Raw genomic sequence first — 13,436 nt, forward strand, 5'->3', positions numbered from 1 at the left:
GGGCGGGACTTTGCCTCGGCTTCCCCGGGCTATCGATTGAGACACACTCCCCCTCTCCCCGGCCCTCTCCCCTGAAGGGGAGAGGGAGATTCTCATCCCTTGGTAGCGTTGCCTGGGCGCCTCCGCGGACGTTAGGGAGCGGCATGCGCATTTCGCTTCCCCGCATCGCGACCGCCCCATTCTGTCCGGCCGAGGTGCAGGGGAGCGTCGCGGTGCCGGCGGGCATGCCGGGCTGGCGGCGGCTGTTGCGCTCGGCGGGGCCGGGGCTGCTCGTCGCGGTCGGTTACATGGACCCGGGCAACTGGGCGACCGATATCGAGGCAGGCTCGCGCTACGGGTACGACCTGCTGTTCGTCGTGCTGTTCTGCGGCGTGGCGGCGATGCTGCTGCAATGGCTGGCGATGCGGCTGGGGCTGGTGGCGCGGCGCGACCTCGCCCAGATGGCGCGCGACCGCTACAGCGTGGGGACCACCCGCACGCTGTGGCTGCTCGCCGAGCTGGCGATCATCGCCACCGACGTCGCCGAGGTGCTGGGATCGGCGCTTGCCTTCAACCTGCTGCTCGGGGTGCCGCTTTGGCTGGGCGTGCTGCTCACCGGGCTCGACACGCTGATCGTGCTGGGGCTGAAGGGGCAGGGCTTCCGCCAGCTCGAGGCGATCGTGCTGGGACTGATCTCGACGATCGCGATCTGCTTCGCCGTGCAGCTGACGATCGTCGGGCCGAGCGTCGAGGGGCTGCTGCACGGGGCGATGCCGAAGCTGCACATCTTCCAGGACCCGCACGCGCTCTACCTTGCGGTGGGCATCCTTGGGGCGACGGTGATGCCGCACAATCTCTATCTGCACAGCTCGGTGGTGCAGACCCGGGTGACCGCGGGCGGCGAGCCGGCGACGCGCGAGGCGCTGCGCTTCGCGACGATCGACATCGTGGTGGCGCTGTTCCTGGCGACCCTGGTGAACTGCGCGATCCTGACGCTGGCGGCGGCGACCTTCCACAGCAACGGCTATACCGGCGTGGCGGAGATCGATGACGCGTACCGGCTGCTCGAGCCGCTGACCGGCGCGGCGGCGGCGGCGCTGCTGTTCGGCATCGCGCTGTTCGCATCGGGCCAGAGCGCGACCTTCACCGGGACGATCGCCGGGCAGGTGATCCTGGAGGGGTTCCTCAACCTGAGCATCCCCTGCTGGCTGCGCCGGGTGATCACCCGCGGGCTGGCGCTGATCCCGGCGCTGATCGGGGTGGTCTGGATGGGCGAGGACGGGGTGGGCAGGCTGCTGGTGCTGACCCAGGTGGTGCTGTCGCTGCAGCTGCCCTTCGCGATCTGGCCGCTGATCCGCTTCACCAGCGATCGCGGGGTGATGGGGGTGTATGCGAACGGGCTGGTGGTGAAGGTGATCGCCTGGGCGTTGTTCGGGCTGATTGCGGGGGCGAATGTCTGGCTGATCTGGCGGTGGGTGGGGTGAGTTCTCCCTCCCGCCAATGTCCCGTGCTCCTGCGAAAGCAGGAGCCCAGGGTCGCGAGCGACAGACATAGTAACCCTGGGCTCCTGCTTTAGCAGGAGCACATGGGTGGGGACATGGGGTAGGGCTAGAAACTCCCCCGCACCGTGAAGGTGAAGATCGGGCCGATCAGCTGGTCGTTGCGCTGGCGGAAGAGCAGAGGGCTCGCGTTGCGGCGGCCGTCATGGACGGTGCGGTCGAAATAATGCCGGGCGCTGAAGATGTTGCCGACCTGGGCGCGCAGGGTGAGGCCGAACACGTCCTTGTGCTCGACGAACGCGTTGACGAACCACGGCCCCTCATTCTCCTGGTTCACCTCGGTCAGATAGACGTATCTGGTATAGTGATAGAGGCTGGCGGTGGCGCCCCAGGCGAAGTCGCTCTTCGGGATGTCGTGGCGGAAGTTGAGCTCGGCCCAGCGATCCTGCGTGCCGCTGATCGGGCGCATCTCGCCGGTCAGCGGATCGCGGACCCGGGCGATCTCGAAGCCCAGCTTGGCATCGAGCTTGGCGCCGGGCAGGCCGAGGGGCGCGAACTGGATCGTGCTGGTGCTCTCCATGCCGAAGCGGGTGGCATGGGGGAGATTGCCGACGCCTTCGCCGTCCGCGCCGATCGGCACGATGTCGACGATGTCCTCGACCGCGTAATAATAGCTGCGCAGCCGCGTCTTGCCCGCGGCGCCGAGCGAGCGGCCGACCTCCAGCTCGACTTCCCAGCTCTGCGGCGGGACGAGATCGGGATTGCCGCTGTTCTGCCGTTCCGACTTGAGGTTGGGCTGGGCGAGGAAGTCGTAGAAGCTGATCTGGCCGACGCGGCGGCGCAGTTTCAGGCTGAGATCCCAGTTCTTGTCGGGCTGCCAGCCCAGCGTGAGGCTGCCCTTGGGGCGGAAGAAGCGGCGCGGGGCGAGGTCGCCGTCGACGCGCTCCAGCGTGCTGGTCTCGCCGCCGGCGGCGAGCTGGAGGTTGAAGCCCGAGCCGAGCGGACGGCTGAGCGTGGTCATCCCCTCATAGCGGACCTCGCGGACGATGCCGCTGCCGCCGGGGAAGGGGACGGGGACGAAATCGCCCTGGGGATCGAGCGTGGCGAGCGCGCCGCGCTGGTCGAGCCCGTTGACTGCGCGCTCCAGCGAGACCTCGAGATCGTTCTTCCCCATCTTCCAGCGATACTCGCCGCGCGCGATCGTCTCGGTGACGTGCGAGTTGCGGGTGAAGCGGGTGCCCTGGTCGGGCGCGCCGCTGGCGAAGCTGTCGACCTGGGTGGAGACGATCGGCTCGTGATCGAAGTGGCGCAGGCCGATCACCTTGAGCCGGCCGGGGCCGAAGGCGAATTCGTAATCGGCATTGATGTCGTACATCCAGCCGTCGAGCTTCTGGAGGCGAAGGCGGGTGCCGTCATTGCCGTCGGCGCGGAAGCGCTGTTCATAATCGTAGACCGGGTTCCAATAGGGCGAATAGCCGAGGGTGAGGTTGCCCTTGGCGGTGCCCGGGCCGTCGAACGCCAGGCGGAGCTTGGCGGTGACGGTGTCCGATTCCTGGTGGAAGACTTCCTCGCGCCGCTCGATCAGCGAACCGTCGGCGGCGTAGAAATGCTCGGGGCCGCCGATCGCGCCGCGGCCGGCCTGGTCCTCGAGCGAGAGGGTATAGTCGATCCCGCCGGTCTTGCCGGTGTAGCTGATGTTGCCGCGGAACAGGTTGGGGCGGGAGTAATGGGCGCGGAAGTCCGGGCGCCATTCGAACTGGCCGCCTGCCTTGCGCGCGTCCTTGAGGATGATGTTGGCGACCTGGCCGGCGAGCCCGGCGATGCCGAGGCTGGAGGCGTCTACGATCTCGATCCGCTCGACATTGGCGAAGGCGATGCGCTGGAGCTCGGCGATCGCGCCGCCGGTCTTGTTGGCGATGCGCTCGCCGTTGATCAGGACATTCTCCGACGCCTGGCCGAGGCCGCGCTCCTGGTCCGCCTCGCGGATGGTGAAGCCGGGGACCTGGACGAGCATGTCATAGGCGGTCTTCGGCGCGAACCGGGCGAAGTCGGCAGGGGTGTGGACCTGCTTGGCGGTTGCCGCCGCAGGGGCGGTCTGGGCTGCCGCGCTCCAGGGGAGGAGCGCGGTGCCGGCGAGGAACAGGGCGGCGAGACGCATGGACTGGGGCTTTCCGGACAGGCGCGCGATCAGTGGCCGAGCACGTGCAGCTGGACGAGCTGCTCAGTGGAGGGCTTCTCGATGCCGATCTTGCGGGCGCGGCGGACATCCTCCGCGGTGACGCCGACGGCGCGCAGCTCGACCAGCTTGTTCGCCGGCAGGTTCGGATAGCCGAGATCGGCGATCTTGCGGACATAGGCGGGGGTGACGCCGACGGCCTTGAGCTGGACCGCGTCGTCGGCGCTGAGGTTGCGCAGGCCGGCCTGCTTCATGCCGGCGAGGAAGTCCGGCGAGACGTCGAGCGCCTTGAGCTGGATCAGGTCGTGCGGACGGACCTCGCCCAGGCCGGCGCGGAGCATGGCGCCGGCATAGCTCGCGTCGATCTTGAGCGCGGTGAAGGCGATCAGGTCCTCCAGGTCGTCGGGGCGGACGCCCTGGCGGGCGAGGTCGGCGATATAGGCGGGCGAGGTGCCGAGCGCGGACAGGGCGACGAGCTGGTCGATGCTCGGCTTGGGATAGTTGGCGTCGGCGAGCGCATCGACCAGTGCCTTGTTCGCGCCGGTCAGCGCCAGGTCGAGCGACTGCTCGAAGCTGGGGGTGCCGATGCCGCGGCTGGCGAGATAGCCGGAGAAGCCGGTGTCGGGGGTGAAGCTGCACTTGCCAGTGGCGACGCGGCTGGCGGTGTCGCCGGCGCAGTCGAGCCGGCCGGGCTCGCGGGCGAGGGCGAAGCGCAGGGGACCGTTGGCGCCGAGCGCGCCGCTGTCGAGGCCGAGCTGCTCGCCCTTGATCTGGGTGTTCATGTTGTGGCGCTCGCCCATCGACAGCTTGAGCTCGAAGCGGCTGCCGCTGGCTTCCAGCGAGAGCCGGAAGCTGATCGGGCTGGCGGCGGTGACGGGATCGCGGTCGCGGGCCCGGTCGCCGGCGATGGCGGTGGTGGCGAAGAGCGCGAGGGAGGCGATGACGGCGAGGATGCGGTTCATGGCATTTCTCCTGGATGCAAAGGGCAAGCCGGGGGCGTTCACCCCGGCGGGGGTGTTGTTTTTCGGCAGTGGGGGTCGGGCTAGGCGGGTTTAGTCGTTGGAATCCGGATCGGAGTCCGCGTCCGGATCGGGGGCCGGGCTGGCGCCGTGCTTGATCAGGGCGAGGCTATCGACCCCGACCGGCATGCCGGCGCGCTTGAGGCGGCGGACATCGTCGGCGGTCACCTTCATGCCGGCGAGCGCGATGTAGTCGTCGAGGTCGCCGCGATAGCCGGCGGAGACGATGCTGCGGATATAGGCGGGGTTAACCCCCACCGCCCGGGCGCCCATGATGTCGTCGAACGAGCGGATGCGCAGGCCGGTGGCCATCATCGCCTGGACATATTCCGGGGTGACGCCGAGCGCGCGGGCACCGGTGGCCTCGTCGAGGCCGATGCCGAGCTGCGGCGCGGCGCGGCGCAGGCCCTCGATATAGTCGGGCGTGACGCCGACTGCCTTGGCGCCGATGATCGCATCGAGCTCGCGGTGCTGCTGATCGTTGCGATCGGCGCGGTGGTCCTGGGGCGTCGCGGCGGGTGCCGGGCTCGCCGCAGGAGCAGGTGCCGCGGCGGAGGCGGTGCGGGCGGGCGCGGTCGCGGTGGTGGCAGCGACGGCGGGGTTGGTGCGGGCCTCGGCGTCGTGCCGGGCGGTATCGGCGGCGGCGTGGCGCTCGGTGGCGCCGACGGTGAGCGCGGCGAGCGGGGCGGCCATCACCAGCATGCCGGCGCCGAAGCCCGCCACCCACGAGCCCTGGGCACGGCCGCGCGGCAGGGTCGCGTCGAGCACGCGGCCGACGCGGCGCTTCAGGCTGCCTTTGCCGGGGGCGACGCCGTGCGCGCCGAGCAGCAGGCCCTTGCTCTCGTGCCGGGCGACGCGGACGAGCAGCTGGGCATAGTCCGGCGCGTCGATATTGGCGGCGAGCACCGCGTCGTCGGCGGCTTCCTCGCGCAGCTGGTGCGCCTCGCGGGCCAGGCGCCAGGCGAGCGGGTTGAACCAGTGGATCGCCGTGGCGACGCGGGCGAGCATCAGCTTGGCCCAGTCGAGCGCCGAGACGTGCGCCAGCTCATGCGCGATGATCGCCTCGGCCTCGTCGGTCGCCGCCAGCGCATCGGCGCTGAGCAGGATGGTCGGGCGCGCAAGGCCCCAGGAGATCGGCGAGGGCAGGGCGTCGCTGACCAGCAGGGCGGTGCCGCTCTTCATCCCCATGCGGCGCTGGGCGTGCGCGAGTGCGCTCAGCCAGACCGGATCGACCAGCACCTCGGCACCGGCGCGCAAGCGGACGAGGCGGAGCAGGGCGACAGCGGTGAGCAGCAGCAGCGCCAGCACCGGCAGCGCATAGGCATAGCGTTCCCAGCCCTGGGGCAGGGTGAACCAGGGTTCCGCGGTGTCGGCAGTGACGACTGTCGTCGTCGTGCTCGGCACGGTGGCCTGGCGTGCGGGCAGGTCCGTGCTGGGGAGCAGCGCGGTATCGGTGGCGGGTGCTTCGAACCGGCTCTGGACGAATTCGGGCACGGGCAGCGGCATCGAGGGCAGCAGCAAGGTGGCGAGCGGCAGGATCACCAGCCCGGCGAGGCCGAGATGCGCGATCAGCGAGCGCTCTGCCGCCGAACGGCCGCGGGTAAGGCGCAGCAGGAGCAGGGTGATGCCGGCGATCACCAGCGACTTGAGCACGAGGCCGAGCAATGCGGTCATGTTCAGGCTCCCTTCTTGGCGCGGGCCGCGGCGATCATCGCCTCCAGCTCGTCTAGGTCGTTGTCGTCGAGCTTCTCGCTCATGCCGAGCAGCGCGCTGGCGGCATGGGTGGTCGATCCGTTGAAGAAGGTCCGCACGACATGGCCGAGCGCAGTGACGCTCGCCTTGCTCTCGGCCTCGACCGGCGCGAAGACATAGCCGCGCTCGCTCATCGTGCGCTTGACCGCGCCCTTCTGCTCGAGCCGGGTGAGCATCGCGCGCACCGCCGAGGCGGAGAGCTTGTCGGGCAGGGCTTCGCAGACATCGGCCACGGCCATCGAACCGTGCACATAGAGCAGGTCGACGATCTGGCGTTCGCGGGGCGGGAGGTTGTTCAACATGGGAATCTCTCTCAGCTACATTTGTAGCTATGCGCTACATTTGTAGCGCGCGCAAGTGGCATGTTGCGCTTATCGAGAGTGAGCGCCTCACATTCCCTTCGTCATCCCCGCGAAGGCGGGGATCCAGAGCCGCGGATCATGCGTGCGCGGCTGGCCTTGGCGGATCCGGGGAGTGGCGCGCTCAATTGCATCGTTTCCCCGAGCTACCCTGGATCCCCGCCTGCGCGGGGATGACGGAGTGGAGGAATGGCGGAGTAATGTGGGGCTTGGCTCTCAGCCCGTCAGCCGAGCCAGGTCCGCTTCCACCTTCAGCTCCCACGCCCGCGCGCCCTGCTCGCGGGCCAGGGCCAGCGCCTCCTCCAGCACCGCGCGGCCCGCCTCGGGCGTCGAGTCGCAGCGGGCGAGGATGCCGGCCTTGAGGCGGAGCAGCTCGGGCACCGAATAGCGCTCGCCATTGGCGTTGCAGCGGGCGAGGGCGGCGTCGATCAGGTCGAGCGCCTCGGGGCAGCGCCCGTCGAGCACCAGCCCGCGGGCGAGCGCGATCGAGAAGGGGGTGGTCAGCAGCTCGTAGCGGGCGGCGCGCAGGCGCGAGAGGCTTTCCTCCACCGCGCCCAGCGCCTCGCCGCCCTGGCCGCGCGCGATCGCCAGCTCGCCGCGGAAGCCCGAAGCCGCGGCGACATAGGGACCGAGCGCGTTGGCTTCGGCACAGGCGCTGAAGGCGGCGAGGTCCTCCTCTGCGGCGGAGAAGTCCTCCATCCAGATATAGACCGCCCAGGACCAGATCAGCGCGATGCAATAGGTCACCGAGTGATCGAGCTGCGCCGCCTCGCGGATCGTCTGGCCCGCTTGGCGGCCGGCCTGCTCGGCATGGCCCGAGAGCCACAAGGTCCGGGCCAGCGCGATCCCCGAGCGGTTGCGGTGATCGAAGCCGTAATGGATCGTCCGGCTGCGCGCCGAGGGCGGGCTGTTCTGCAGCGACAGCTCCAGCTCGCGCCGGGCGCTCTTCTGGTCGCCGCCGAGATGGTGCGAGATGCCGAGCAGCGAATAGGCCACACCGAGCGCCTCGGCCGCGCCGATCTGCTCGGCGACCTGCACCGCGTGCCGGGCATGGCCCAGCGCGGTGGCATATTCGCCAATCCGCTCATGGAAGATGTGGAGCCGGCCGAGCAGGCGCAGCTGGTTCCAGCGATCCTCGAGCGCTGTGGCGATCTCCAGCGCCCGGGCGAGCGCGCTGCCCGCCGCCTCGCTGTTGCCGCGGGTGAACATCAGCGTGATGCCGAGCGCGGCCTGCAGCTCCAGCTCGACCGCGGTGCCGCGCTGGCCGTCCTCGATCTCGGCGAGCGCGCGGCCGCACCAGGTGCGGCACTCGATCAGGTGCGAGAGGTTGAGGAACACCGGCGCGCTGGCGGCGGCGAGGCGCACGGCGATCCGGCGGTCGCCATGCGGGCCGAAGCACCAGTCGAGCGCGCTGCGGATGTTGCCGAGCTGCAGGCGGAGCGGCCGGGCGTCCTGCAGCACGCCTTCGTCCTGCTCGGCCATCACCAGCTCGGCGAGGAAATAGGCGGCGTGGCGGCGGGCGATGCCGGCCTGCGCCTCCGCCCCGCGCGCGAACAGCTTCTCGCGCGCATAAGCGCGGGTCATCTCGAGCAGGCGATAGGTGCCGGTGCGGCGCGAACGGTCCGGGGAGATCAGCGACTTGGAGACCAGCTCGTCGAGCGCGAAGGCGACGGCGTCCGATCCGATTTCGGCATCCGCGACCACGTCCAGCGCCGCGTCGATCGAGAAGGGCCCGACGAAGATCGACAGGCGCTCGAGCACGATCCGCTCGACATCGGAGAGCAGCTCATAGCTCCAGTCGAGCGTCGCCTGGAGCGTCTGCTGCCTCGGCTGGGCAGTGCGCCGGCCCGACCAGCCGAGGCTGAACCGCTCGCCGAGCTGGCGGGCGGTCGCCTCGATCCCGTGGGTCGCGACGCGGACGGCGGCGAGCTCGATCGGCAGCGCCATGCCGCCCAGGCGCTGGCACATCTCGGCGATCAGCCGGGCGGCCTCCGCGTCGATCACCAGCGCGCTGTCGGCAGCGGTGGCGCGTTCGCGGAACAGCTCGACGGCGGGGTAGGCGAGGATCTGCTCGGTGGTGAGGCCGGGCAGCTCCTCGGGATAGGCCAGTGCGTCCAGCCGCAGGACATGCTCGGCGCGGACACGCAAGGGCTCGCGCGAGGTGGCGAGGATGCGGGCGTGCGGCGCTTCCTCGACGATGCGCTCGACGATGGCGGCGACCGGCTCGATGACATGCTCGCAATTGTCGAGGATCAGCAGGAAGGGCCGGTCGCGGATATGGCCGAGGATCACGGCGAGCGGGTCCTCGCTCTGCACTGCGATGCCCATCGCGCCGGCGATCATCGAGGGCACCACCGCCATGTTCTCGAGCATGCTGAAGTCGACAAAGGCGACCTGGTCGGTGAAGGCGGGGGCGAGGCGGTGGCCGATCTCGATGGCGAGCGAGGTCTTGCCGACGCCGGCGGCGCCGACGATCGAGAAGAGCGGGGTGTCGGTGACGCGCTCGACCAGGAATTCGACGTCGCGCTCGCGCCCGATCAGATGGGGCAGGCGGGCGGGCAGGTTGGTGGTGCTGACCGGGGGCTTGATGCTCTCGTCCGCCGGGCGGCGCGGGGCGGTGCCGCCCTGGCGCTCGATCGGCGCGACGAACGCATAGCCGACGCCGACCTGGGTGGCGATGTAGCGCGCGCCGTCGGTGCCGTCGCCGAGCAGCTTGCGCAGGCCGGCCATGTGGAAGCGCAGGCTGCCGTCCTCGACCACGACGTCGGACCAGACGCGCTTGAGCAGCTCGCGCTTGGACAGGACGCGGCCGGGCTGCTCGGTGAGGACGACCAGCAGGTCGAAGGAGCGGCCGCCGATCTCGACCGGCTCGCCATGTTTCGTCAGCAGCCGCTCGCCCGGCGCCAGGCAGAAGGGCCCGAAGCACATGCGTTCGCCAAGCTGTTGATCCACGTCCGCCACGATCTGCCATTACCCCAATTTTGGTCGAGCGTTCCATGCCGCGCGGGGTGGCGCACCTCAATCCTACCTAGGTGTTATTCTTTGCGTTCAGGCGGTTCGAACCTTTAATCCTCCCCCGCCAGGGGGAGGGGGACCGCCGAAGGCGGTGGAGGGGGAGGTAAGCGACCAACTATCGGCTCGCTTACCTCCCCCTCCGTCGCGCTGCGCGCGCCACCTCCCCCTGGCGGGGGAGGATTTGCGACGGCGATACGCCTACTCCTTCGGAAAATCGGTCGACAGGCTGAGCGCGCGCCAGCGGTCCAGCTCGTCGAGCCGCGCCTTGTCGCTGCGCTCGATCGCGGCGACGGCGTCGCTGCCGAGCGGCAGGCGGAGCGGTGGTTCGTCGGCGGCCACGAGCTGGAGGATCGCCTGGGCACCGCGGCGGGGATCGCCGGGCTGGTTGCCGTGATAGGCCGCCTGCATCCGCGCGGCATTGCCGACCACGGCGTCATATTCCGGACGGCCGGCCTCGAGCGTGGTCGAGGCGCCGGCGAAATCGGTGCGGAAGCCGCCGGGCTCGACGATCGTCACGCGCACGCCGACCAGCTTCATCTCCTGGGCGAGGACTTCGGAGAAGCCCTCGACGCCCCATTTCGCCGCCGAATAGGGCGCGCGGCCCGGGGCGCCGAGCCGGCCGCCGACCGAGGAGAATTGTACGATGTGCCCGCTGCGCCGAGCGCGCATGTGCGGGATCACTGCCTTGGTCATGATGATCGTGCCGAACAAATTGGTCGCGATCTGGCGGCGGAAGGAAGCGAGCGGCGTGTCCTCGACCGATCCGACATCGCCGTAGCCTGCATTGTTGACCAGCACATCGAGCGTGCCGAACGTCTCGATCGTGGCGGCGACCGCGGCGGCGGCGTCCTCTTCGCAGGTCACGTCGAGCCGCGCGGTGGCGAGCTGGCCTGGCCGGCCGTCGCCCAGCCCGGCGAGATGCTCGGGATCGCGTGCCGTCGCCAGCAGGTTGTCGCCCGCATCGAGGATCGCCTCGCACAGCGCGCGCCCGAAGCCGCGCGAGCTGCCGGTGACCAGCCAGGTCCGTGTCATGGTTCCATTCCCATCAGCCGAAGGTGAAGACATAGGCGCGCACGCCGGGGCGGGCGAACTCGATCGTGACGGTGCGGTCGGCGATCATGCCGGGCTGGCGGACGAGCTGGTAGAGCCGGTCCTCCTTCACCTGGCCCCAGCCCTGGGCGTCGACGTCGACGCCGTGGCGGGCACCCGGTGCGCGGCCGTCGATCGTCACGCGGAAGCGGACCGGCTGACCATCGGGTGCGCCGCCGAGAACGAGATGCGCGTCGCGGGCGTGGAAACGGAAGCGGATCGTGCCGGGGCCGCTCTCGAGCAGCGCATATTCGCCGCCGACCTTCCAGCTGCCGGCCAGGTCCCACTGGTTGAGCGAGAGATCCGCCGCCGAGCTATAGGCGTGCGCCATGTCATGCTTCAGCCCGCCGGGGGAGGCGAAGTCGACGGCCTTGTCATAGCCGATATAGGCCTCGGGCGAGCGGAGATCGGCCCAGTCGGCCTGCGCCTCGACACCCTTGGACTCGATCGGGGCGAGGGGGATGTCGGACACGTCCTGGCCGGCTTCGGCCAGCAGCGTGCGGATCAGCCGCTCGCCTTCGTCATATTTGCCTTCGCCCAGGCGATAGCCGCGCACCTTGCCCTTCGCGTCGATGAAATAGATGCCGGGCCAGCCCTGATTGGCGAAGTCGCGCCACACGGCATAATCATTGTCCTGCAGGTTCGGGTAGCGGACATCGAGCTGGCCGGCGGCCAGGCGGACGTTCGCCGGGTTCTTCTCGAAGCCGAACTCGGGAGCGTGGACGCCGACCACTTCGAGGCCCTTGTCGCCATAGCGCTCGCTCCAGGCGCGCAGATAGGGAAGCGCGCGCAGCGAGTTGATGCAGGAATAGGTCCAGAAGTTGACGATCACGACCTTGCCGCGAAGCGCCCTGGGGCTGCCGGGCACGGGGGTGAGCCAGGGGGCGGCGCCCTCCAGCGCGTCGATCGGGCGCCCGGTGGCGCCGAAGGGGGCGGAGGCGATGTCCTCGCTCGCCTTGGCGGAGGAGCGGACGAGGCCGAGCGCGTCGCCGAAGCAGATGGCGGTGGTGGCGGCCGCGGCCACGACGGCGGCGGCGGCGAAGCCTAGGGAGCGTTTCTGGTTCATGATGCCTGCCTCATCTTGCGGTTGAACGCCGATGTAGGCCGCCCGCGCGCCGGCGCCCGTTAGCCCTCGCCGGGCGCGCGTTAGTTCCTGAAAGCCGTCGCCCACGCGCGCTAACGCCGCATCACTCCACTTAACGGGCGCCGCGCCGGCATTTCCCTATCTGTGCCTCCATCAGTTTCGGAGGGAGTGCAAAGTGTTCGGAGACAATGAAGCGACACGCCGCCAGTTCGTGGTCGGTGCCGCCATCGCCGGGGCGGTGAGCGCGATGCCGTCGCAGGTGCTCGCCCAGGCGGGCAGCGACGCGGTCCGCCCGTTCAGGGCCGCGATCCCCGAGGCGGAGGTCCGCGCGATGAAGCGGCGGATCGCCGAGACGCGCTGGGCCGATGCCCAGCCGGTCGCCGATGACAGCCAGGGCGTGCGCCGCCAGGAGCTCGAGCCGCTGATGCGCTATTGGGCGCAGGGCTATGACTGGCGCAAGTTCGAGGCGCGGCTCAACGCGCTGCCGATGTTCCTGACCGAGATCGACGGGCTCGACATCCACTTCATCCATGTCCGCTCGCGCCACGACAAGGCGATGCCGCTGATCCTGACGCATGGCTGGCCGGGCTCGATCATCGAGTTCCTCGGCGTGATCGACCTGCTGACCAACCCGACCGCGCATGGCGGCAAGGCCGAGGACGCATTCCACGTCGTGGTGCCCTCGATCCCCGGCTTCGGCTTCTCCGCCCGCCCGACGGTGCCGGGCTGGGGCTCGGACCATATCGGCCGCGCCTGGAGCGTGCTGATGCGGCGACTGGGCTATGACCGCTTCGTCAGCCAGGGTGGCGATTGCGGCTCGGTGATCTCGCAGCGCATGGCGCTCCAGCATGTGCCGGGGCTGATCGGCATCCACCTGACCATGCCCGCGGTGGTCCCCGCCGAGATCGCGCATATCCTCGCCGCGGGCGATCCGGCGCCGGCGGGTCTGACGGAGAAGGAGCGGTTTGCCTTCGACCAGCTCGTCGCCTTCTACCGCGACAATTCGGCCTATGCGGCGATGATGAACACCCGGCCGCAGACGATCGGCTATTCGCTGGTCGACTCGCCGGTCGGCATGGCCGCCTGGATGTACGAGAAGATCGGCCAGTGGACCTATCCCGCCGGTAATCCCCAGCGCGTGCTCGGCCGCGACGCGATCCTCGACGACATGTCGCTCTACTGGCTGACCCAGACCGGCGCCTCCGCCGCGCGGATCTATTGGGAGGACCACACCAACAACTTCAACGCGCGTGGCGTCATCGACCTGCCGGTGTCGGTGAGCGTGTTCCCCGGCGAGATCTTCCGCGCGCCGAAGAGCTGGGCGGAGCGCTGCTACACCAACCTCTATTATTTCCACGAAGCCAGCAACGGCGGCCATTTCGCGGCCTGGGAACAGCCCCAAATCTTCGCCGAGGAAGTGCGCGCCGCCTTCCGTCCGCTGCGCTGAATCAACCGATCCCAAGG

General features: G+C 69.8%; 9 protein-coding genes. 2 read left to right on the top strand and 7 right to left on the bottom strand.

Annotated features, from left to right (window positions below):
- Positions 1-143 precede the first annotated feature (143 nt).
- The gene (locus ACEN8G_RS05425) at positions 144-1,463 is read left to right on the top strand and encodes an Nramp family divalent metal transporter (protein ID WP_413416843.1); all 1,320 of its coding nucleotides are present in this window, start codon (positions 144-146) and stop codon (positions 1,461-1,463) included.
- Positions 1,464-1,587: 124 nt separating this feature from the next.
- Here ACEN8G_RS05425 and ACEN8G_RS05430 read toward each other — a convergent pair whose 3' ends face one another.
- The 7 genes from ACEN8G_RS05430 to ACEN8G_RS05460 form a co-directional block, all read right to left on the bottom strand.
- Positions 1,588-3,636: a TonB-dependent receptor plug domain-containing protein gene (locus tag ACEN8G_RS05430; protein ID WP_413419205.1), complete on the bottom strand. Its 2,049-nt coding sequence runs from the start codon at positions 3,634-3,636 to the stop codon at positions 1,588-1,590.
- Between the two features lie 29 nt (positions 3,637-3,665).
- The gene (locus ACEN8G_RS05435; RefSeq protein WP_413419203.1) at positions 3,666-4,616 is read right to left on the bottom strand and encodes a hypothetical protein; all 951 of its coding nucleotides are present in this window, start codon (positions 4,614-4,616) and stop codon (positions 3,666-3,668) included.
- 90 nt (positions 4,617-4,706) lie between these two features.
- A complete protein-coding gene (locus ACEN8G_RS05440) occupies positions 4,707-6,347 on the bottom strand; it encodes a M56 family metallopeptidase (protein ID WP_413740751.1) in 1,641 nt (546 codons plus the stop codon).
- Positions 6,348-6,349: 2 nt separating this feature from the next.
- The gene (locus ACEN8G_RS05445) at positions 6,350-6,727 is read right to left on the bottom strand and encodes a BlaI/MecI/CopY family transcriptional regulator (RefSeq protein WP_413418417.1); all 378 of its coding nucleotides are present in this window, start codon (positions 6,725-6,727) and stop codon (positions 6,350-6,352) included.
- Between the two features lie 273 nt (positions 6,728-7,000).
- On the bottom strand, positions 7,001-9,736 hold the full coding sequence (locus tag ACEN8G_RS05450; RefSeq protein ID WP_413418419.1) for an ATP-binding protein: 2,736 nt from the start codon (positions 9,734-9,736) through the stop codon (positions 7,001-7,003).
- 261 nt (positions 9,737-9,997) lie between these two features.
- A complete protein-coding gene (locus tag ACEN8G_RS05455; RefSeq protein ID WP_413415728.1) occupies positions 9,998-10,831 on the bottom strand; it encodes an oxidoreductase in 834 nt (277 codons plus the stop codon).
- Between the two features lie 13 nt (positions 10,832-10,844).
- Positions 10,845-11,954, bottom strand: coding sequence for a redoxin domain-containing protein (locus ACEN8G_RS05460; RefSeq protein WP_413415730.1), 1,110 nt, complete (start codon positions 11,952-11,954; stop codon positions 10,845-10,847).
- Positions 11,955-12,147: 193 nt separating this feature from the next.
- Here ACEN8G_RS05460 and ACEN8G_RS05465 point away from each other — a divergent pair, with 193 nt between their 5' ends.
- The gene (locus ACEN8G_RS05465; protein ID WP_413415731.1) at positions 12,148-13,419 is read left to right on the top strand and encodes an epoxide hydrolase family protein; all 1,272 of its coding nucleotides are present in this window, start codon (positions 12,148-12,150) and stop codon (positions 13,417-13,419) included.
- The last annotated feature ends 17 nt before the right edge of the window (positions 13,420-13,436 follow it).

Source organism: Sphingomonas sp. Sphisp66, from assembly GCF_047324325.1.
Taxonomy (GTDB): domain Bacteria; phylum Pseudomonadota; class Alphaproteobacteria; order Sphingomonadales; family Sphingomonadaceae; genus Sphingomonas.

Coding starts and splice junctions, on each gene's coding strand:
- ACEN8G_RS05455 (WP_413415728.1), bottom strand. CDS start 10,831: ATGACACGGACCTGGCTGGTCACCGGCAGCTCGCGCGGCTTCGGGCGC.
- ACEN8G_RS05430 (WP_413419205.1), bottom strand. CDS start 3,636: ATGCGTCTCGCCGCCCTGTTCCTCGCCGGCACCGCGCTCCTCCCCTGG.
- ACEN8G_RS05435 (WP_413419203.1), bottom strand. CDS start 4,616: ATGAACCGCATCCTCGCCGTCATCGCCTCCCTCGCGCTCTTCGCCACC.
- ACEN8G_RS05460 (WP_413415730.1), bottom strand. CDS start 11,954: ATGAACCAGAAACGCTCCCTAGGCTTCGCCGCCGCCGCCGTCGTGGCC.
- ACEN8G_RS05440 (WP_413740751.1), bottom strand. CDS start 6,347: ATGACCGCATTGCTCGGCCTCGTGCTCAAGTCGCTGGTGATCGCCGGC.
- ACEN8G_RS05445 (WP_413418417.1), bottom strand. CDS start 6,727: ATGTTGAACAACCTCCCGCCCCGCGAACGCCAGATCGTCGACCTGCTC.
- ACEN8G_RS05425 (WP_413416843.1), top strand. CDS start 144: ATGCGCATTTCGCTTCCCCGCATCGCGACCGCCCCATTCTGTCCGGCC.